Source organism: Nostoc piscinale CENA21, assembly GCF_001298445.1.
Taxonomy (GTDB): domain Bacteria; phylum Cyanobacteriota; class Cyanobacteriia; order Cyanobacteriales; family Nostocaceae; genus Nostoc_B; species Nostoc_B piscinale_A.
In genome coordinates this window covers 4,923,184-4,945,735 of sequence record NZ_CP012036.1, presented here as the reverse complement: position 1 = coordinate 4,945,735, position 22,552 = coordinate 4,923,184, and the positions used below count along the sequence as shown (strand labels likewise).

Sequence of the window (22,552 nt, the reverse complement as noted above, 5' to 3'; positions counted from 1 at the left end):
AATACAAAAGTGGAGATAGCGTAGCTGATACCAATTCACAATTCGCAATTCGCAATTGATAAATCCTGATTTGACAAGGGTTTCTGGGTTTGGATCTGTATCAGTAGTGAATTGATATGACACCAAAGCAGATTAAAAATTTTAGTTTGAGGAACGTGACATTTTCAAGCTGATGCTGGAATTTCAATCACAAACTCCGTACCTTGACCAACAACAGAATAACAACTTAGCTTACCACCATGAATTTCTTCGACAATTTGCTGCGCGATCGCTAAACCTAAACCTGTACCTTTACCCACAGCTTTCGTAGTAAATAAATGGTCAAAGATTTTTTGTTTAACTTCTTCATTCATGCCATTCGCGTTATCAGCGATTGAGATGTGGACATGATTATCTGCAATAAATGTTTTAATGGTAATCATGTTAGGATTGGCAGTAATTTCCTCAAAGCTGCGCCCGTTGTTAGATTCTTCTAAAGCATCAATAGCATTGGAGAGAATATTCATAAATACTTGATTTAATTGTCCAGGGAAACATTGAACTTGAGGTAAATTACCGTAATTAGTAACAACTTCAATTGCTGGATGTTGTTCATTCGCTTTGAGGCGATGTTTGAGAATTAAAATAGTGCTATCAATGCCTTCATGGATATTAAATGGCACTTTATAGTCTTTATCGGCGCGAGAAAAAGTCCGCAGGGAAGTGCTGATATTTTTTAATCTATCGCAGGCCATGATCATTGCATTCATCATCTTCGGCAAATCTTCCAAACTATAATCCAAGTCAATTTCTTCAGCGTGTGATTGAATTTCATCGCCGGGATATGGCAGGGCTGCTTGATACAGTGTAATGTGTTTGCTCAAATCAGAAATTGTTGGTTGAGCTTGTAAGAGAGTTGCTGAAATAAAACCCAAAGGATTATTCATTTCGTGCGCTACACCAGCAACTAAATTACCCAATGCAGACATTTTTTCACTTTGGACAATTTGTAATTGCGCTTGTTGCAAATCTCTTAACGCTTTTTCTAATTCTTGAGATTTTTGCTTAACAGCAGCTTCGGCTTGTTTACGTTCGGTAATATCTAATACCAAGCCATCCCAAATAATTGTCCCATCATCTTGTTTGATAGGACGAGAAACAGCTTGAATCCATTTTAATTTACCAGAAGGTGTAATAATTCTGCCTTGATATTGCCAAGGCTGTAAGGTTTGTGCGGAAATGGCTACAGACTCAGAAAAATAATTGATTTCCTCTGGATGTATCAAAGAAATTAAGTTATTAGCATCAGCCACTGCTGCTTCTGGTAAAATTTCATAAATTCCATAGCATCCAGAACTTACATAGTTAAATGAAGCGATACCATCTACAGAAAGTTGGAATTGATAAATCATCCCTGGTGCATTTTCCGCCAGTCGTAAAAACCGATCTTCACTTGCTTGTAAATTAGTGTAGAGTTGGGCATTTTCTAGAGATATTGCCGCTTGAGTACAAAGTAAATTAATAATTTGTAAACGTTTGGCAGTAAATACCCCGCTTGTCAATTTATTTTCTAGATAAATAATCCCCACTAAATGTCCTTGATGAATAATCGGACTACATAATACACTTTGGGGTTGGTATGACAACATATATTTTCCGATTAAACCAGGAATATCTGTTTGACAATTGTCAATCACAACTGTTTGTTGCGTATTTTTGACATAATGAATAATTTTGACGGGAATATCTGGACAATTTTCTAGTGATTTTGGTTCCAGAATAGTTTTTATTTCTTGATTTTCAATCAAAGTAGTGGCTCGAACTTGCCAATTATCTTCTTCAGTAAGCAGCAGTACAGCTTTTTTCGCGCCAGAGTTTTCGACAATAATCCGAGTGAGGCTAGTGATGAGTGTATTTAAATTCAGAGAGCTAGAAATAGATTGAGCAGCTTTGAGTGCAGAGGTTAAATCTAGGACATCTGAAACACTGGTGCTGTCACTGCTGGAAGTAGCAGTTGATCGAGAAGCAGAATTACGAGAGATTGTGGCGATAGTTTCTAAAGGATTGAGGTTAATTTTTCGCTGTTGCAAAATTAATTGGAGTAATTGGGGATAGCGTTTTTCTAAGTCATCAGTTTTGGCCTTTGCTCCCCAACGAGCGTAACAGTAGTATGCTTCTTGCATATATGTTTGGGCAATTTTCTCTTTACCCCATTCCAGGTAAAATTTAGCAGCGAGTTCGTTTGCTAAGGCTTCATCTTGGATATATTCGTTGGTTTTCGCTCCTGCAATGGCGCGATCATAATGTTCGATCGCATCAGCCTGTTGTCTCAAAATTCGATGGCGCTCGGCTGCGATCAAGTCCCAGCGGTGTTGATGGTTAAACGGAGCCAGAGTTGCCCATCGTTGCAGTTTATCCTGCTGCTGCTGCACACGGGTCAGAATTTGCGATTGTTCTGCTGTCGTAGCCTGCTGATATTGCGCCAGTTGCAACAACGCATCATAAAAGGAATAGAGGGCTAACGAGAAGGTTGCTAACCCACCTCCCATATACTCTTCTACTAAGACAGATGTTTGCGTCGCCTGCTCGTATTGCTCAAACAGATAGAAGAGAAAGGTTTGATTGAAATAAAAGTGGAAGCATTCAACTTGGTCAGGATTGGTTGTTTGGAAAGATAGAGATTGTTCACTATAAGCAGAACCAGATAACTGCCAGGGAACCTCTGTGTCTCCGAGGAGGTTGAGTACCACCTGTTGAGCCATTTCCAAATACTTGATAATCACCACCTGTTTGAGCGGATCAACAACTTGATGGTAGGCTGCCATCTCGTTTGCCAGACCCATTAATTCCTTCCCAGCAAAATAGGAGTAGTAACAGTAGGCATGGGCATTGAAGGCGATACATTCCAGATCACCCGTTTCCAAACCGCTCTGATATGCCTCTCGCAAGGGCTGGAGGAGGTTGTGCAGTGGTTCCTGCCAATGGCTAATGAAAAAGTTAACTATATAGACAGCTCGGCTTTTGCAGGCTTTTGCCTGAAAGCTTTCCATGACACCCAATGCCAGTTGACCAAAGGCATAACCCGACTCTAGATCACCCATGACACTACAGAGCATCAATCCATAGTCACCGTAGGAGCAAGGCGAAGTAGGACAATTGCCCGATTGAATCGACAATTCCACTTGCTTGCAAATTAATAGTGGCAACAGAGGAGGCATCGCCCGAAACGAAGATGGCACTAAAACGGGCATAATTTCCATTGCAGCTAAGTGATTGGGATTGCTCATGGCTGGCAAATCTAGTAAATTCAGGGGCGATCGCCCTTGCCATAATTGACCAGTAGTAGCAAATGCCTGTCCAATATCTGCGGGGGTCGGTTGCTCAGGAAATTCCACGCCGAGGGACTTTAAGACCTGCAAACCAATCTGGAGTGACTCAAGCAGCTGCCCCTGGGCTTTAGCCCCCAGCACACGGGTTTGCTGGACTGGAACAGTATCAAGTAAAGTACGGGCGTGCTGTAAGACGAGGTTTGCCCAATCCTCCATTTGCTCAAAATCAGTGTTGAGATAAGCGGCTTCTGCCAGTGCAGTATGGATCGCTAAGGCGAGATTGTAGCAATTCTCCCAGGCATCGTTGGGCAACAGGGAAATGCTAGTTGCGAGATAGTTTACTGCTGCACTATATGCTGTCGAGGTTTTGGCTTTCCGCCCCGCCAGCAAGTTTAATTCTGCTAATTCTTCCCGTTCTTGTGGTGTTGCCAGGAGAGAACGTCCAATATTTAAATGATTCACAATTTCAAACAGTTGTTCTTCCCGCTCACGGGCAGTTGTCTTGCTTAACAAAAGCTGACCGATGTGCAGATGGGTCGCCTGTCGACGTTCTTCGGCAATGAGCGAGTATGCCGCTTGCTGAATGCGATCATGCAGAAACCGATAGGTGGGATTGATATTATTCTGTGTGTGAATCTGCTCTGATTCCCCTAACTGAAAGAACTTATAAATTTGGCTGGTTGGTAAAATTAAGCCTTCCTGCAAAGCTTTCCACAGGACTGTGGCGATATCTGTAGACGACTGCTCAGAGACGATCGCCAACGTCCCCAAGTCAAACGAGTTACCAATACAAGCCGCCAACTTTAGCGTCTGTTGCGTTTCGATGGGTAATTTCTGCAATTGCAGTGCCATAAACTCCACCACATCATCTGCGATCGTCAGTGCCTCAACTTGGGCAATATCGCATTCCCAATAACGGCGATCGCAGTTAAACGTGATGTAGCCTTCTTCGTGTAACGCTTTGAGAAACTGGGTGGTGAAGAAGGGATTCCCCTTGGTCTTGCGATCGATGAATTTGGTCAGGGGTTGCGCCAGTTGGGGCGCACAATTTAGCGTATCGGCAATGAGGCGATTGGTGCTGTCAAATGTCAGGGGAGCCAGGGTCATTGTCTGGACAAGCGCCTGAGATTTCTTGAGGTCTTCTACCGTCAAAATAAACGGGTGAGCAGGCGATACTTCATTATCCCGGTAAGCTCCCAACACCAGCAGATGGCCATTGTCCTGCATTAATAGTTTCAGCAATTGCAGCGAAGCTAAATCCGCCCACTGTAAGTCATCTAAAAAGATTGTTAATGGGTGATCGACCTTTGTAAAGACGGCAACGAACTTTTGGAACAGCAGATTAAATCGATTTTGAGCTGCATTGCCTTCGAGTTCCAGCACCGGAGGTTGTTTTCCAATCACTTGCTCTAGTTCGGGAATCACCTCAATTAAGACTTGCCCATTCTCCCCCACAGCATTTAGAATCTTGGCTTGCCATTGGGCGAGTTGGTGAGCGGATTCACAGAGCAATTGTCCCATCAAATTACGGAACGCTTGCACAAATGCAGAGAAGGGAATATTGCGATTAAACTGGTCAAACTTACCTTTGATGAAATAGCCGCGCTGTTTAACTATTGGTTTATGTACTTCATTAACTACGGCTGTTTTACCAATTCCTGAAAAACCTGCCACCAGCATTATTTCTGATGCACCCTGACTGACGCGCTCAAACGCTTGCATTAGGGTTTCTACCTGGGCTTCTCTACCATAAAGCTTATCGGGAATAATGAAGCGATCGCACACATCCCTACTACGCAATTTTAAAGTTCTTAGAATTTCACCAACTTCTTTTAGTTGATGTAAACAATTTTCTAAATCAAATCTCAATCCTAATGCACTTTGATAGCGGTCTTCAGCATTTTTCGCCATCAATTTAGCAACTATTTGTGATAGCACATCTGGAATTTGTGGATGAATTTCATGTACTAATCTTGGTGTTTTCGCAATGTGAAAATGTACCAATTCCATTGGATCATTTGATGAAAATGGTAACTCGCCTGTGAGTAATTCATAAAAAGTTACACCCAAAGAATAAAAATCTGTGCGATAGTCAATTGGGCGATTCATTCTCCCGGTTTGTTCGGGAGATATATAAGCCAGTGTCCCTTCTAAAACATTGGGATTAACGAGAGTTGGGTTTCTCTAGGCAGTAAAGATGCTATGCTGAAGTCGATTAATTTAACTTGCTTGGTTTCAGGATTAATTAATATGTTGCTAGGTTTAATATCTTTATGAATAATCCGCTCGTGGTAGAGTATATCTAAGGTGTTACAGAGTGCGATCGCCACTTGTAAAAACTCACTTAGCGAAGCTACACAATTTTTAACAAAATAATCTTTGAGGGAAACTCCCCCAAAGTCTTCCATCACTAAAATATAGCCATTTTGGAATGATTTCAGGCTATAGGTTTGGATGATTCCGGGATTGTTGAGATTTTTAGCAATAGTATACTGATTGCGGAATTGTACAAGTTCTCCAAAGCTCGGATAAGGATTTTTCAGCAGTTTGATTACTACAGGTAAATTGTCAGTTTCTCGAACTGCTCGGTAAACTACAGTTCTCGAACCATCATAGAGTTGTTCGCCGACTACATACCCAGGAATACTGACTTGAGTGCTAATCATACTGCGTTCAAGTTGAAGAATTTCTTCTTAGTATTCCCAGATTTTCCAAGAAATTTGGGTGTTAATTTGTCCTTTTTGTCGGTTACGCTAATCTACCCCCAATACGGTTCGGATAAGAAATTTACTTGTGAATACAAGTAGGGGTGGAGGGGTATTGCAGCATATTTTGGATAAGTGCGATCGCAATTTATATGATATTAAAGCTTGCTAGGGCGGACAAAATGCCCACCCTACAAGAATCATCTCTTGATTAGCAATGCCAAAAAATTAACTGGTATTAAACCCAATCCAAAGTCTTAATCTAAGAAATTTGGACGGGGAGTAGTAATACCGTTACTACCAACAGCAGGTATTTCCACTAGTTGATCTGTAGCAGTAGGAGTTCCATTAGTATTACCACTGGGAGTCACTGAAAATTGATTACCTGGGTGTCCATTGGGGATGAACAATTGTGGATGGTCAAAGGGTGCTTTCTCCAGAAGGACTCGCTGATCAGTAAGTCCGGTTCTCATGAAAGCGACCAAATCAGCTTTTTGCTGGGTGTTTAAGTTCAATGGCGCTACACCAGCCCCACCGTCGTCACCTCGACCACGATTGTAAAAGTCAACAACTTGCTCTAGAGTTGCCATACCACCGTTGTGCATATATGGTGCTGACAAGGCAATGTTACGGAGGCCTGGGATTTTAAATCTTGATGTAGTAAAGTTTCCTGCGCCTGGGTCTTCGGAACCTGGTCTGACACCGTAGTTAGGAATGAAGCCATTAGCAAAATTATTAATCAACGGATTGCCGGAATCAGTTGAAGCTATTCCTGCGGTTCTTCTTACAGAACCCATAGTGAATTCGGGAATCGAATGGCAAACGTTACAATTTGCACCACCAGTAGCCGTACTATTAACAAACAAAGTTAGACCGTTTTTTTCTTGAGTGGTGAGAGCATTAACATCTCCCGCCTGAAATTTATCAAAAGGTGTCTGGTTAGATACAAGAGTAGACATATACTTTTGCATTGCTAATCCAGCAAATAAAGAGAAGTTCCAGTCCCTCAGCGTAAACTGATTTGCCGCTAAAACCACTTTTTCTTCACTATCAGAAGTAGTAGCCAAAGCATTAATACTCGCAGCTGCATCGGTCGTGATAGCCGCATCAGTTGTGATAGCTGCATCAGTAGCAAGAGATTCATCAGTGGTGAGAGACCCGCCAGTATTACTAGCTAACGCTCCGGGGAGGATCGTTATTGTACCATCACTCTCAACTTGAATGATAGACTTTGATCTCCACCATTGCGGCTTAAAGGCTTTCATAATCAGTCTGTCATAAGCTCCGATTGACAGACCTTTATTGGGGAATCGACTAAAAGCTCCTAAAACACTGTCTTGCAGATGTACAATTTGTTTACCCAATGGTCTGAGACGTTTGAGTTTCTGACCTCTTCTTCGCAAAAACTTAGCACCGATTTCCGGTAAAGTCCGGCCATCCGCAGACATCTCAAATGGACTCAATGGTGGCCCAGTTACTAAGGAAGCTATAGATGAATTATTGAGCGAAATGGAAACTTGAGTTAGTTGGGTTAGTCCTGAAGCTATGAAAACTTTAGCATTCAGGTCTGCTGCTCCATTTCCATTTACCCCATTGAAGGTTTCTTTAGCACGACCATCCCAAAACTGGAGTTTGTTGAAGATGGCATTAACTACTGTTGGGGCGTTGCGTGGCTCAACTCGGCGTACATTGATGCCATTGATTTGAAAACCATCTGGATCGGGCGTAGATATAACATTATCAACTGCTTGACCCGGAATAGTTGCTACAAGAACACTATTAAATACGCCTTGGGAAGAAGCAACATCGTTAACATCAGAAAGAACTGTACTAGTTCGATCATTAGGATCTGCAAGTTTGTGGAATGGAAAATCTGCTGCTGTGAGTTGATAGTTTGGGCTACCACCAACCTGGAAAGTTATATCTTTCAGTGATGCCAAAAGGCCAGGACTGATTTGATTCTTTGATCTATTATCTGCTCCGGCATGAAAGTGACAACTAGCACAGGACTGAATGCCATCACTACCAAGCTGCATATCCCAGAATAAGGCTTTTCCTAGCTGGAGTAGGGCTGTGTTGTCTCGAACAAAGTCTCCAAGATTACTTGGTTCAGCTACTGCTGTCAGGAGTGGTGGGTTTGCTGGGGTAGGATCTCCAACTGTAGCTGGTGGAAGACTAGTTATGGCATTTAAGGGAGCCGGGTTTTGGGTTAATTGTGCTGATACGACACCTCCACTAGCGATCGCTAGTGAAACTATGAGGAAAATTGTCAGAGGGCGTGAATATCTTGATAATTTTCTGGATTTAAACGCTAAAAAAATCCAAAAAAGCATCACAAACATCATCAGCAAGATTGCTAATGTGCCACTTGAATGCACCATAAGACCTCATTGTACCTGTAGATACTGTGGGATTGATGTTAACTAAGAGGGCGTTTGAAAAGTAGTTGGCTATAACTTTAGGTACTCACTGATCTTCCTAAGTCTCTTTTTTTAAGGTCGACTTAGGGAGACATGAAAGTGTTTGATACACACTAAGAACTTTTCAAACAACCTCTAAGGAAGACTGCGTAATAAAGTATTCAATTACTAGGTTTTTAATGCCGACATTCCCCGCGTAAAAAAGGATATGATATGAATGGTATTTTGAGTGAAAGATACCATCACTGTCAAAAATAAGGGTACAAGATATTGACCACTAAAGGATAGTGATAAATATTACATTATTTAGCAAATTATGTTTTGTGGGATTTAGATATTATCATTTGATAAATATTGTTGATAATACTTAACATTAATTTGAAAAATGATTGCGACAAATGGATTACTGAAAAGCTCACCAGTAAGCAATTCCCCAATCCAAAATCTAAAATCCAAAATGGTATAACCTATCTTTTTTATTTAAAAATCGTCACACTTATACCATTTCACGAAAAATTTGATACAGATGTAAACCCTAAAAGCTTTGCTGTATCTAAGTTTTTTAATTGCGTTAGCGTAGCGGTAGCGAGCCTGCGAGCGTCATTGCGAATTGCGAATTGTGAATTGGTATTACCTACTGACTTTGCTTCAGTAGCTTTGTCACCCCACCAGACAAATTATTTACCATCTGGATTCAACTCGCCAAACTTCGGACTCCACCAACCTTTGGCGGTACTAAAAAAAGCCACATCTTTATGCTTTTTATCTTGACGAGATGCCGCAGAACAACGCAGCATAGTTTTGTTCTGTCCGTCTTTGGTGTAGTTATACTCTTCTAGTGGTTTCTTGCAAACTGGACAAGGATATGAGCTTAATTTAGCAGGAGTTGGGGAGTGATTTTCTGACTTGGTTTCTTGGGTGCGTGGTGGTTGCCAAGACTTGCTGAAGTCACTCCAAAATAGGACTATGTTTGCACAACCGCTTGTGCATTTGAGGAAATATTTTTTCTTGACTTTGCTACTGGGAATTTTAGCGAGAAAATTATTACATTCAGGACAGCGAGTTTTAGAAGTATCATATTTGCGTTCAGCTACGGAAGATTTTGTAGTTGAAGGACTAATAAAAACAGTTTTGGCTTTGGCTAAAGCTGGAACAAAGTAATTTTTATTCCACGTTGTTAAGTATTGCTGCCAGCCTTGTTTACCTTCTGCGATCGCATCGAGGGCGCTTTCCATTTTGGCGGTGAACTCTGCTTCTAGTAAATCTGGCAAAGCTTTCTGTAAAAAATCATCCACTTCTAACCCCAGCGTTGTCGGTTGCAGATTACCCTTAGTTAACTGCACATAACCCCGCTTCTTTAAGGTCGCAACCGTGGGAGCATAAGTACTAGGACGACCAATGCCTTTACGCTCCATCAGTTGTACTAATTTCGGTTCGCTGTAACGTGGTGGCGGCTGAGTTTGTTTTTTCTCGAAATTGGCATTTTCTAGGGTTAATCCTTGTCCCTGCTGGACAACAGGTAACACAGAATCTTTGCTGAGGTTATTCCAATAGCGAGCGTAACCGTAAAATTCGACTACTTGCCCTCTAGCTTGCCATAACAGTGAATTAGACTGCGTGATAATCTGAGTTTTGCCCAGTTGAGCCGCCCGACATTGAGAGGCGATAGCTCTTTTCCAAATCATCACATACAAGTCAAATTCTTCAGGCGGTAATTCTTGACGTAGCTGGACTGATGGACGAAAAACGTCAGTTGGGCGAATCGCTTCATGGGCTTCCTGGGCTGTTTTGGCGCTACGATGCTTGGCAACTTGCTGTGGTACATTCTGCGGATCATGTTCTTCCAACCACTTACGAGCCGCAGCACAGAACTCAGGACTTAAGATGACTGAATCTGTCCGCATATATGTAATTAACCCAGCCTCATACAGCTTTTGGGCTAAAACCATCGTTTTGTCGGGAGCTAATTTCAGCTTAGAACCAGCTGCTTGTTGCAGAGTGGAAGTAGTAAAGGGTGGCGGTGGTTGACGATAAACAGTTTTACCTTCAACATGAACAACTTGATGCGGATGCTGACGAGCTTCTTCAACTAAGCGTATAGCTTCGGCTTCCGAAAGCACCCGCTTAGACTCTGGTGCTTGGGTGTTATTACTTGCTGCATCGTCGTGGGTTTCCGTTTCTGGTTCCGGTGCATCTGTGGGAGAATTAGCTGTACCTTTATAAAAAGCTCGGAACCCTTCAGCGTAGTCTACCCACACACTCCAATAGTCTTGGGGTACAAAGGTGACAATCTCCCGTTCTCGCTGACATATTAAGTGCAAAGTCGCACTTTGAACTCGGCCGACACTCTTCGCACCATTGTTTAACGCCCAAACCAAGGGGCTACCTTTATAACCAACCAGCTTATCGAGACAGTCACGGCAAAGTCCAGCACCGACCAAGTTAGAATCTAGTTTGCGAGGATTTGCGATCGCACTTCGCACCGCCGATGCAGTAATTTCACTATAAATAACTCGTTTCGGTTCTCGCAGTCCCAACACTTCTTTTAAATGCCAAGCAATTGTTTCACCTTCCCTATCTGGATCTGTGGCGAGAACAACTTCATCAACCTGCTTGCTAACTGCCTTTAGCTGCTGGATAGTTTCTTTAGACCGTTGGTCACGGGGTACATAGTTGCACTTAACGCTACCATCATCAATGACGAAACCTAAAGAATCTTCCCCCGTATTACTCAGTTCGCGGATGTGTCCACAACTAGCTCGCACAATCCAATCAGAACCCAGAATTTGACTGAGCTTTTTGACTTTCCCAGGAGATTCAACAACTAGAAGGCGTTTCGGCATAGATTCTCGTTAAAGTTTAGAGCTACATCAATGGAATAGGAGTTAAAAACTCTGTATGTTGATTTTTGATCCAGTATAACCTGTTGACATTCCATTTTACATCGTTTAGTGTAAACAGTATTCAATGTAAATTAAATATATGGAATTTGAAAGCGTGCGTCAATGGCAGGGAACTGCGGAGGCACTAACAAAAGAACTGAAACGCCAGATTGAATACCTGAAACTATCAGTAGAGCCACCAGCCTTGCGAACTGTTCGTGCGTGGAGAGCAAAGCAACTTTTATCACAACCTAAAGGGCAAGAATTTGGATTTCGTCAAATTTTGGAGGGATTGACAACAATTTTACTATTAAAGAAGGGTTGGACACTAGCGGCGATCGCTCAAGTATTGCCTTCTTTCTCTGAAGATACTTTAGAGCTGCAAATTCTGGCGGAAGCTCAAGGACAAGACCCTACATGGCTACCCACCATCACAACAACTTCTTTGCCGTTACCGACTGGACACAGACCAGCAATGGATCTGGCAGAAGATGCCGTAGTTCTGTTAGCACAAGGAATTATCCGCCAATATGACCGAGTGCTACCGGGACAACAAATTGTCCGGCAAGAAGATAGTACATTGCCGCCAGAACTCTATCAAGCAATGTGCAAATTAGGTCGTTTATATATTGAAGAAGGACAATGCGATCGCGCGGCTTGTGTACACACTGTTTTGGATAACGCACGCTACCCGCTTGGTTCTGAGCGTTGGGGGTTAGGAATTTTTTAACCAATCAGACTTTCGCTTTGCTAACGCAACCATCATCGATCCAGATTTGCGAGTTCCCACCTCAGATTGTGCAGAGATTGCCAACCTCAGTGGCGGTTTTGGCGAAAATAATGTCATTGAACATCGACTTTATACTGAGTTATGCGACGCAACCCAAAGGTTGGGTGGTCGCCGTCAGCATAAGGCTTACACTGCACTACGAGAGTTGTTTGGTAGGTATTCTCTGATTGGACAACGCCAACTATTTGATTACTTAGTTGACAATGACTTAACTCCTTTACAGGGCACGATCATTGATAGATTTTTCGACTTAGTACCGGATATTTGGCTAATTGATGGTTTAGCAAACCGTTGCGCCCACTGTGGCACACTTATGCGACCTCACCCTAACAATAGACTTTTGGCACAAGGGCGGTGTCCCATTCGCCAGTGTATTGGCCATGAATTGCCAAAAGTATCCGAAAAACTAGATCCCAACGAAGACATTTTACGAATTGCCAAGCCACAAATTCTTACTTACTGGACAGGCCCAGCAATTGACGAATTAAAGATATTTGATACAGCTAGACAAAACGGACTAGATGCGGAACTTTATCCAGAGTCGGATTTATGCGATATAGCGATTAATGAAAAAGCAATTGGAATTGATGCTAAGTCCTACACAAGTCCGGTGACTTTAGCTTTGCGTCTCAATCGTAGTATTGGCGGGTTGATTTATTATCGTCGTCGGATTTTAGCTGTGAGCGATCGCTTAATTGAGGATAACCCAAGCTACATTTCTGCACTCAAATCAACACTCGATAAAAAAGGTGATGCAGCCAGTTTAGAGATTATGTCAGTTTCCTCGGTAATTGAGTTTTTAAAGAAGATACCCTATGCGAACCAAACCTGATTTTTGGAAAGGTGCAGAGCGAATTTGTTGGCTTTGCGTCTTTATGGAAGAATTTATCGGCACTAATTCACTGGAGTATGCACCAGTAGTTATGTCAGGTATGGCCAGCATTTTAAATGCACCTGCCTTTGCACAAGCTCGTCAAGCTATTTTCAATATGCGTCAGATGTCACTGGCTTATGTAACACACCAGTCAGTGAAGCACGCGATCGCTCTTTACAACAATTATCATTACTCCAACAATACTCAAGGGACGTATGAAATTGATATTGAAACACTTCAGTTTAAAAGGACTGACGCTTTAGAAGATTCGTTAATTACAAAGGCGCGGCAAATTCTCAGTACCTCTTTACCCTACGATACCTATGGTTTTACAGTTGCCGATCCTCGTCAGCCAATGGCTGTGGCGTTAGGTGAAGACTCAACCTCCGTAAAGTTAGACATTCCTCGTATCTCTGCGCCGATTGCTGCACGTCGTACACATTCCCTCAACCGCCAACCACGAGGAAAGATTTGCATTCCCCTAAAAGAATTGCGTGATTTGGCTCGTGAAATGGACAAGCGTGAACAGCAAGACCCTGAGCGACGATTAGGTAATTGGGCTGATCGCTTTGAACGCTTTGACTTGATGGTGTCGGAGGCTGGAAAAGGACTGCGGAAAGAAGATGATGTGTTGGAATTGGAGGATATCAAACACTTAATTGGTTTGCCAGGGTCGGGTAAAACAACATTGCTGGTGTTGATAGCTGTCTGGTTGGGGCTACATGACTATAAAGCCATGTTTGTTTTTCCCTCGATTGAAGTTGCTAGACAGTACATGGCCGATTTGGCATTTCATCAAGTTAAGGTGGGAATGCTTGTCGGTCAAGGTGATGAAACTCGTCGTCGCCACGCAGATAATATTGCAGAAGCGATCGCCACTACAGGAAACAATGGTGGTTTTGCTTACAGCTTAGAACAGGCAGAAGTTTTTGGACTTAACTGCGTTCTACCAGCATTTTCTACTGCGGATATGTCTTTGTGGGGCTTTGGTTACGCACCTTGTAATGAGATATTGCAAGGAGGAGGGAAACAGGGAAAGATGAAAAAATGCCTGTGTCCCCTCTGGACAATGTGCGGTCGTAATAAAGCACAGCGAGATTTATTAGATGCAAATATTTGGGTTGGTCATGTGCGATCGCTCGATACTCAAATATCACCCCATGCGACTTATGAACAATTACGATATTTTGAATTAATTGCCCGAACCTTTGACCTAGTTGTTTTCGATGAAGGCGACATGGTGCAGAAAGTCTTAGATGATTATGGCGCGGCAACTTTAAGTATTTCTGGCTCAGAACACTCAATTCATAGAGTCATTCTCGAACAAATTCATAATCGCTTTGCTCGTGGTGAAAACTATCGACTATTTGATCGGGATATAGAACTTTACAGTCGTGACTTAGCGGAATTTGGTAATCATAATACCTCTTTGATTACCACCATCCATAATATGTCAGCGTCGCGGGTAAAAGAACGCTACGAAAATCAATTGTTGACTGTATTACGAATTGTTAGCGAACTCTTGAATATTTTTAAAAAATCTACTAAGCCAGATGAAATTGATGAACAAGAGGTAAAAACAGAAGTTACCAGAAGTAGAGCGTTAGCTGAATTTTGGGAAAAAGCAGCGTATAACGCCTTTTATGACCGCACAGGAGTTAATAATCCGCAAGATTTTAAAGCAGATTTTTGGCCTCATTATATAGGGATAAATAGAGAAACCTTAGAGCAGGAATGGAATACTCTTATTCAGCATTTTCGCCGCTACTTAGCTGAAAATCTGATTAAACATCGTGATGCGATCGTCCAAGAAATTATCGCATTATTTTTCAAACTCTGTTTTCCCAAGCATCAATTAACTATCGAAGCTGAGGATTTAATTAAATTATTGATAACTGTTACATTCGTAATTTTAGGTTATCAGCGAATTGTACCAGGGACAAGAACAATGGTTGCAGAAGGCTTCATTCGTGAACCCATTGTAGAATCCACTGCATCACCAGAACTAAGAAAATTTATTCCAGAAAGCATTTTAGGTTCATTTTCTGGTGTGCAATACAGTTTTTTCAAAGCACAAACAACGCGCACTGCTGCGAGAAATATGGAATTATCATACATTACATTTGTAGGTGCGCCTCGGATGTTAATGCACCGCTTTCATCGATTGTTAGAAGCGGATAATGGACAAGCAAGCCCAGCTATTTTAATTACCTCAGCTACATCATTTTTACAAGCCAGTCCAGCCTATCATATTAACGCCGGGCCACATTATTTACTCAAAGCACGTCAGCCAAAAAATCATACATCAGCAAAAAGCATTTATCGTTTCAAATGGTTTCCAGATAGCCAACAGGGCGATCAACCTCTACTATACAGTGGCGCAGGCGATCCCAACCTGCAAAAACGTAATCTTCAGCTAATGGTAGATGCTCTTGTTAAAGGAGGAACTACTAAATCTGAAATTTATAAAGCTATGAATAAATTTGATGTCAAGTCTGATATTCGTCGCAAAGCCGCTTTAGTTGTTAACAGTTATGACCAAGCTCGTGATATTAAGAAATACATCAATAACTATTATCCTGATATTGGTAGGTATACAAAAGCAGTTGTTAACTCTTTGAAAGAAGGAGAACAACCAAAGGATTTTGTCACTTCTGCGCAATGTGAAGCATTAGGAGATGATGAGAACTGTGATATTTTAATCTTTCCCCTGCTGGCAATTGGTAGAGGTGTCAATATTGTATTTACCAAAGGGGAAAGAAAACTAGATGCAGCAATTGGCTCAATTTATTTCCTCACTCGTCCTCACCCTACTAAAGATGATATGCAGCTTTTGTATAGCTTGACAGGACGAGCAACACAAGAATTTGATAGTCGAGTTTTTAGTGAAACAGAAGATTTGAATGCCATAGCAACAGCTTGGCGACAATCAAGAAAAGACCTGTGGTTAACTGCCAATAGATTGTTGCGTGAACCCTTAATGGCAAGCCGTTTGGGGACTGAACTATTCAAATCATTTACGGCTAATCAAATGGTAGCTATTCTGCAAACAATTGGTCGAGGAATGCGGAATGGATGCCCAGTTTCAGTTTATTTTGTTGATGCAGCTTGGGCTAAAAAATCAACAGAAGGTAAACCCGATTCTGGACGAGATAGTATGCTGGTTCAGATGCGAATCATTTTAGAAGAATGTGTAAACCATAAAGACCCCGTAATTCGAGAAATTTATCAAGAACTGTATGGCGCATTCCTAAAACCTTTACAGCACATTCAAGGAGTAACTTATCCTGATGAATTACATTCCTTAGAAGAATCTGCGGATGAAGAAGCAGGTTTTGACGATTTTTCAACAATACTGGAGATGTAAAAATGATGAATAACTTTGATAATGAAATTGAATTTGAAGAAGATTTCTTGGCAGAAGAGGAAGATGAAGAAATTGAAGGTGATTTTGTCTCAGATACATTGTATATCCAGCCAGGGGCAAGCAAATCAATTGCAAAATTTCCTTTAGCTTTCACAGTACCAGATAAACTAACCCCAATTATAGTAGAGGGTTGTACTATTACTTGGACAAAACCAGCGTTGCAATGTTTTGGCGAGATTCAACAAGGAGCTAAGGTCAAAAATATTCCTTATGGCTCATTGCGAAATTTTCTACAAGTAGTCTTAAAAGATGCAGCAAGAATTGAGCCAGAAATAGGTCTTAGCAAATATGCTTTTAATTCTGCTAAAGGCGATAAGTTACCAGAACCTTTTGTTTACTTTAATGGTGGCAATGAAGAAGAAATCAATAGAATGCTTCGCCCAATTATTAATGATTGGTTGACAACCTATCTTAAATCATTTGCTGAGAAGGAGAATATATCAATAAAGATTATTGAACGCTTGGAAGATTTGCAAGAAAAAGGAGAGTTGATCAAAGTTTCTCCATTCAAATCTCAAGTATTACCTTGGGATTGGAATAAAGAGACGAATACAACTAAACCTAAAGATAAATATGCGTATCGAATGCTTGCAGATTATGTAGCTCGTGAAATTTCTGGGAAATTTATTTTTCCTGGTTTAAGGCCGATGAAACGTGTTATTTTTAGCAATGGTACATTTACTTCTGGTATTGCAGAACTGATTACAGATCCGATTTCGTTAGATGGCACAAAAGGAAAATTCAGTTTTGTAGTGAGATTGGAAGTCATTACTTATCCATCTTTACATCAACCTTTATTAAAAGTTGATGTTTCTAAACGTCGCTGGTTAACACAGTTAAAAGCTCCTGAATATGACCGTAGAAATATTAGCGGCTTTATATTTTCTCAAGAGCATAGTGATCGCGCCTTTAGCTATCAAGTCAAAGCCGAACGAGACAAAAACAGTAAGAATGCTAAAACTAACAAAGAAGAGAAGGTAAAATGGGTTTGGAGAACAGATAAGGATTTTGAAATCCTGCGGAGAAAATTAAATCTAGGGTCATCTAGTGATGGACAAGAAATCGCTTTTGGTTTAGCTTCTACTGATAATTGTGAGGTACTTCTAACTTACCGTAATGGACTTCAAGATAATTCAGAAGACGACGAAGAAACTTCAGTAAGATACGGTATTGAAACAGGTGTACCGGAGATTGATAAATTAGATGCGTTTGAAGCGATAGCTAAAATTCTTCAACCATTAGGAATCGAAATATTGAAGGATTACAAAAAAGTACCATCTACCCACAAACTAGATGATACAGCATCACGCATGATTAATCTTCCTACACTGCTGGGCGGTGTTTTGGAAGCTCTGGAAACAAATACAAACTTGGAATTTACTCCGAAATATCTCGATCAACTCAATGATAAACAAATTGATGATTTGCTAAGTAAACACTTTGGCATTCGTTTAGAAGGTATTCATTGGGGAATAAAAGCTCTTCAATTCAAAGGACGCACAAAGAATCAGACGGATGAACTTCAAGGAATTATTCAGGCAAACCAAGCAGCAATGCAGCGATTGTATCCCAATGAACGACCTTTATTATTTATCTTTTATGAAGCTCATTTACAACCAGAAGCGAAACTGTTGCAAAAAATTACTAAACTTTTATGGGGAGATACACTTGACATAAAAAATTAGTCGCTTGCCAGAAAATACCCACGGGTCACGAGAATCTTTACCAGGAAAAGATTTGAAAGCTAAAGAGCGATCGCGTGAGCGAATTAAAGCATGGGAATCCACTGCACAGCAAATTAAAAAGTTCAATCAGCCAACTTTCTGCTTAATCATGGCGCGGCAGTTTTATCCAAATCCTAATGGACAAAACAATGTCAAACCTGACGATAAAGTTAATAAACCCTCAACCCGCAAAGCATTAGCAATGGCTGGTGCTGCTGTGCAGTTTCTATTACCCATTGAAAAGATACGGAAAACAAATAGTCTTAAACTTGCAGACTTTTTTCATCGGATGCAGTCAGCATTAAAAGACTTAATTTTTGCTCATTCTGGTCGCATTGATGGTATCAAAGAAAAAGTTGATAAGTATTTGCAAAATATTTCACCGGAAGCTAAACCAAAAGAAATTATTGTAATTACAATCGTCCGTAAACAAAAAGGTCGCGTTCGTGGCAAAATAGAAAGTACATTTTTACCAATAGCAATCCGCATCAATGTGGATACAGGTAAATGTGAATTTTGCTGTGCTTATGATAAAGGAAATTTAGTAATCAGTTCGTGGATTAGTTTTTCTGATGCACGAGCTTTTGTTGCTGAACTTACTCCTATTAAACTGGCTGATAAAGAGGAGGTACGCCAGACTAGATTCATGGACTTTGTAGAAAAAGTTATTTCTGATTCTGTGGAAGCAGGGAAGCAACCATTGGTGATAATTGATTCTTCCAACTGCGTTCAACTATGGCCTTGGTTAGCTGATATTAGAATAAATGCTAATGAAATTAACCTTGGTTCGTATCAAGATATGCAAGTTAACTGGCAAGGCGCACGTATAATTCGCATACGCCAAGAACTTGCCCCTGGCATTATTGAGAAAAAATCTAGACATATAATAGAAACTTCTGTAGAAGATCCAAGAACTAAAGAAGAACTAAAAAAAACTGCCGCCTGACATGGAAATTCCTTCAGCATCTAGTGCAACTGGCTTATTTCGACTAAGTGCTACTAACAAAACTGGATGCGTAGCTTATCTATCTGTGGCGCGTGAACTACCACATCAACATACTCGTGGTCAAAGTTGCTATCGCTCAACCTACAGTCTAGATAAAAAAACTGGGTTACTCACTAAACAAGCTCCGTTTGCAGGTCGCTGGCCTACTCCAAATCCCCTTGAGATTGTCGTTACCTTGCGCCAACCAGAAGATAACCCTGATGACTTAGCGGCTCTTGTTGAGTCACTACGCTACGGCTTTGGTCACTACAGCGATTGGACTGCTTTACCTGCTCCCTTATTTTTTGAGCGTGTTGTGCGTGACTACATCAGCGATTTTACTATTGAGGATGATGAAACCGAGAATGACACAGATTCAGATTAAATTGGTGCTAATTATCAAAGTCGCACATCACTTTTATTGAATTAAAATAATCGCCTCTTGAACTTTCGTTGCCAGTGCTTTTTGTAGACCTTGTTCAACTTTTTGGGTGAGTTGTTCAAAAGCAGTTTGATTATTTGTTAATTGTTCTCGAAAGACATTTTCTAATTCTGGTTTGATTTGAATGCACATATCTGCAATTTTCTGATCGTTCATTAAATTAGAACGAATCCAACTGGGAATATCGAAATTTTTCTTGATTGTTTCTTGGACAGTTTTCCGGTTTAGTTCCATACCTGCTGCCATGACAGAAGCACCATAAACTAATGCGATCGGCCAGGTTAAGTGTCCTGTGAGAATGAGGGTAATGAGACTAGCAACAGTACCGCCACCAATGACGACATTGACGATAAACGCCACGGTGTCAGCTAGAATCGCATCGCCAATTCGTAGTTCTGGATTAACAAAAGCTGGTTCGATGCTATCTTCAAACCTTAAACTACTTCTGGGTATGTGAAATCTCCGACAGATGGGATCTGTAACTGCGGCTAAATCTGGTTGAATTTTGTTGTTAAACCAACGAATACATTGATTGTTAATTATTTGCTGGGCGGCGTTGCTTTTTAACCACTGTTCTGCACGATTTTTCATGGATATTTCTAAATCTGCCAGAGTGCGGATTTTGTTTGTTTGCCATTCTTTTACCCCTGGTTTGACGGCTTGTTCAATCAAGTTGTCGGCTAATGGTTGAGTTAACAATTCAATTAACTCTGGGATATGTCTAGCAATCAATTCTTTGAGTTTTTGGGAATATAATAGTTGATTCACTTCTTGTTGAAAAGCTGTCGCCCGTAAATCCCATCTTCCGACTCGCGCTAAACCCAGTGCAATGCAGCGTTCCGGTTCAGGATCAGGGCGGAGTTGGGTTGCTGGTTCGGGGAATATTTGCTGACAAATTTGGTGGGTAAATTTCATTCGGGATGCACCACCAGTCATCAGCACTAGTTTTGGGACTGTATCAAGTTGTTCTAGTTTGGCTTTGGCTTCGCTGACAGCATCATGAAAAGCCTGAACCCAACTTTTATTTCCCAGTTCGGCTAAAGGTTGATGCAGAATTTCTTCCATCATCACTTTGTTGACTTGGGGAATAAAATAAATCTGTTCGTTGATGGACTCAAAACCACGGGCAAAAGATTGCGGGTCGTTATATAACTGTTCATTAGAAAAATAATCTTCTTTAGCTTTGCGACAAGCTAATTCACAACGGGCTTGATGATGGGGATATTCTTGAAATACTTTTTCTAGTAATGTTTTTTGTTCGTGTTTGGCAAGAGTTCTGGCAAAAATCGCTTTATCAATTAAGGATGCACCTAAAGCGTTACTTCCGAAATCTAACGGAATTTCATGTAAGCTTTTTACCAAGGTAAAATCTGTGGTGGAAGAGCCAATATCGACAATTAGCACCGATGCAAGGAGTTTTTCATATTCCAACTTTCCGCCTTCTTTGGCTTGCATGAAAGCTGCGCGAGATTCTGGTATAACGTTGAGGTGGGGAATACCAGCTTCTTGAAGTAGTTTTTGGTATGCTTGGCGATCGCTTATTGACCATCCCGAAGGGCAACCAATGTAAAAATAACTACTCTCATCGCCTTCTATTTGTTTACTTTCTTGCAGTTTGTGATAGTAAGTAGCGAGAAAAGTTGATATTGTTTTTCTGTAATTAGGATCGTGGTTGGGTTTTTGCTTGAATGAGATTGTCAGTTGAGTAACACCAGCTTGAATTAAGGCTTGTTCTCCTACCAAATAACCAAGTTTGGGATGCCAACCTAAAGCGGTAATTTGATTTTTCTTATTATTAATTTCCAACATTTGGGGCGGTTCGATGCTTTCAACTATCGCTTTAGCTACGGCTGTCTCACCATGTCCTAAATCAAAACCAATTGTTTCTGAAATTTTCATACTTTTATTGTCTGCTATTCTCTCGCCTCGGAGTACGCTGGTTCAATCACTCTACCGCGCCGGAGTAAGCGATCGCCTTTTAACAAGGCAGGTGTGATGGTAACGTAATCTTTGGTATTTGGGTCGATACTGGGTTCAAAATCAAAATATTCTCGCTCATTTTGTGGTGCTTGCTGTTGGTAAATTTGAGCGCGGATTCCTTGAGACATGAGAATTTGCGGGAGGAGTTTTGTTAAAGCGATCGCCATTTGCGGTTGTTCAAGAAATGACGCACCCATCAGCCTTTGGAGAAAATTCAATAACTCTGGTAATTCTTCTAAGGTGCGATCGTCTTCTAATTTGTTTCCTTCAGCAAACCTAGCCACTGCGATATCAATAGTATTCAGCGCATCGGCTAAGTTATCTAAAAGCAGTTTACTATCCACTCGCAGCACAGGTTGGGGTATCTCTAACAATTCCGTGGAGGTAACATTACTTTTATCCAGTTGCAACACAACTTCTAAACCGAGAAGCAATGAAGTTAGTAAGATACCCATCCAAGCACTGAGGCTAATTTTAGTTAAGGAAAATAAAGCACCTAAAATGCCTACATAAATCAGCGCCTTGAGCAGTTTTAGGATTAATCTTTTGGGGGGAAATTTTGTAGTTAAATTACTAATTTGTTTTTGTTCTTGTGACTCAACTGGAGATTGATTAACTACAGTCAAATTACCGATTGACTGTTGCAGCATCTCCAAAAAAAAAATGATGCTAAACGGACTTGAGTTAAATTTAACTCACTAATATAAATTCTTTCTAAATTATCGAGTCGATTTTGAACTAGTTTAACTACTTGTTCAATACTAGTTATCTTATCAATCTCTATCTGTAGTTGGTTACGTTCTGCGTTAAAAAAGTGTGCTGATAGTTTTCATTGGTTAACTTGATTAGTTGCACCTCAACCTTTATAAATCTAGCTTATAGTGCTTTCTATATAGGTGAGTATAGCAGTCCTATTTGAGATATGAACAAACGATAACAGCTAGACAAGGTAGAGACGGGAGACAAGGGAGAAATGTTTGTAAATCATTTAGGATTGCTATATAGCAAGAAAAAG

11 protein-coding genes and 1 pseudogene are annotated in these 22,552 nt (G+C 40.9%); 6 read left to right on the top strand and 6 right to left on the bottom strand.

Annotated features, from left to right (window positions below; translation table 11 throughout):
* Positions 1-164: 164 nt before the first annotated feature.
* From ACX27_RS21135 to topA, 4 genes are all read right to left on the bottom strand, one after another.
* Positions 165-5,417, bottom strand: coding sequence for an ATP-binding sensor histidine kinase (locus tag ACX27_RS21135; protein WP_144427499.1), 5,253 nt, complete (start codon positions 5,415-5,417; stop codon positions 165-167).
* Between the two features lie 41 nt (positions 5,418-5,458).
* Entirely contained in the window at positions 5,459-5,974 is a 516-nt protein-coding gene (locus tag ACX27_RS34685; protein ID WP_144427498.1) for a serine/threonine protein kinase, read from the bottom strand.
* 296 nt (positions 5,975-6,270) lie between these two features.
* The gene (locus ACX27_RS21130) at positions 6,271-8,394 is read right to left on the bottom strand and encodes a cytochrome-c peroxidase (protein ID WP_062295302.1); all 2,124 of its coding nucleotides are present in this window, start codon (positions 8,392-8,394) and stop codon (positions 6,271-6,273) included.
* Between the two features lie 716 nt (positions 8,395-9,110).
* Positions 9,111-11,276, bottom strand: a complete 2,166-nt coding sequence (gene topA / locus ACX27_RS21125) for a type I DNA topoisomerase (RefSeq protein WP_062295301.1) — start codon at positions 11,274-11,276, stop codon at positions 9,111-9,113.
* A gap of 139 nt (positions 11,277-11,415) precedes the next feature.
* Here topA and ACX27_RS32975 point away from each other — a divergent pair, with 139 nt between their 5' ends.
* From ACX27_RS32975 to ACX27_RS34680, 6 genes are read left to right on the top strand one after another with little or no spacing between them, the layout of a single operon-like run.
* Positions 11,416-12,045, top strand: a complete 630-nt coding sequence (locus tag ACX27_RS32975) for a hypothetical protein (RefSeq protein WP_200929833.1) — start codon at positions 11,416-11,418, stop codon at positions 12,043-12,045.
* Between the two features lie 46 nt (positions 12,046-12,091).
* Positions 12,092-12,937, top strand: coding sequence for a restriction endonuclease-related protein (locus ACX27_RS32970; RefSeq protein ID WP_200929832.1), 846 nt, complete (start codon positions 12,092-12,094; stop codon positions 12,935-12,937).
* On the top strand, positions 12,921-16,346 hold the full coding sequence (locus tag ACX27_RS21115) for a pPIWI_RE_Z domain-containing protein (protein ID WP_062295300.1): 3,426 nt from the start codon (positions 12,921-12,923) through the stop codon (positions 16,344-16,346). Before ACX27_RS32970 ends, ACX27_RS21115 begins: the two co-directional genes overlap by 17 nt.
* 2 nt (positions 16,347-16,348) lie before the next feature.
* Positions 16,349-18,091, top strand: a complete 1,743-nt coding sequence (locus ACX27_RS21110; RefSeq protein WP_062295299.1) for a pPIWI_RE module domain-containing protein — start codon at positions 16,349-16,351, stop codon at positions 18,089-18,091.
* A 4-nt stretch (positions 18,092-18,095) separates the two neighbouring features.
* Positions 18,096-19,076, top strand: a complete 981-nt coding sequence (locus ACX27_RS21105; protein WP_062295298.1) for an RNaseH domain-containing protein — start codon at positions 18,096-18,098, stop codon at positions 19,074-19,076.
* Between the two features lies 1 nt (position 19,077).
* Complete coding sequence (locus ACX27_RS34680) at positions 19,078-19,500, top strand: RNaseH domain-containing protein (RefSeq protein WP_062295297.1); 423 nt, start codon at positions 19,078-19,080, stop codon at positions 19,498-19,500.
* A gap of 33 nt (positions 19,501-19,533) precedes the next feature.
* Here ACX27_RS34680 and ACX27_RS21095 read toward each other — a convergent pair whose 3' ends face one another.
* Both ACX27_RS21095 and ACX27_RS21090 read right to left on the bottom strand, forming a co-directional pair.
* Entirely contained in the window at positions 19,534-21,456 is a 1,923-nt protein-coding gene (locus ACX27_RS21095; RefSeq protein WP_062295296.1) for an Hsp70 family protein, read from the bottom strand.
* A gap of 14 nt (positions 21,457-21,470) precedes the next feature.
* Positions 21,471-22,370: pseudogene (locus ACX27_RS21090) on the bottom strand (hypothetical protein).
* Positions 22,371-22,552: the final 182 nt, after the last annotated feature.

Coding starts and splice junctions, on each gene's coding strand:
- ACX27_RS21135 (WP_144427499.1), bottom strand. CDS start 5,417: ATGAATCGCCCAATTGACTATCGCACAGATTTTTATTCTTTGGGTGTA.
- ACX27_RS34685 (WP_144427498.1), bottom strand. CDS start 5,974: ATGATTAGCACTCAAGTCAGTATTCCTGGGTATGTAGTCGGCGAACAA.
- ACX27_RS21130 (WP_062295302.1), bottom strand. CDS start 8,394: ATGGTGCATTCAAGTGGCACATTAGCAATCTTGCTGATGATGTTTGTG.
- topA (WP_062295301.1), bottom strand. CDS start 11,276: ATGCCGAAACGCCTTCTAGTTGTTGAATCTCCTGGGAAAGTCAAAAAG.
- ACX27_RS32975 (WP_200929833.1), top strand. CDS start 11,416: ATGGAATTTGAAAGCGTGCGTCAATGGCAGGGAACTGCGGAGGCACTA.
- ACX27_RS21115 (WP_062295300.1), top strand. CDS start 12,921: ATGCGAACCAAACCTGATTTTTGGAAAGGTGCAGAGCGAATTTGTTGG.
- ACX27_RS21110 (WP_062295299.1), top strand. CDS start 16,349: ATGATGAATAACTTTGATAATGAAATTGAATTTGAAGAAGATTTCTTG.
- ACX27_RS34680 (WP_062295297.1), top strand. CDS start 19,078: ATGGAAATTCCTTCAGCATCTAGTGCAACTGGCTTATTTCGACTAAGT.
- ACX27_RS21095 (WP_062295296.1), bottom strand. CDS start 21,456: ATGAAAATTTCAGAAACAATTGGTTTTGATTTAGGACATGGTGAGACA.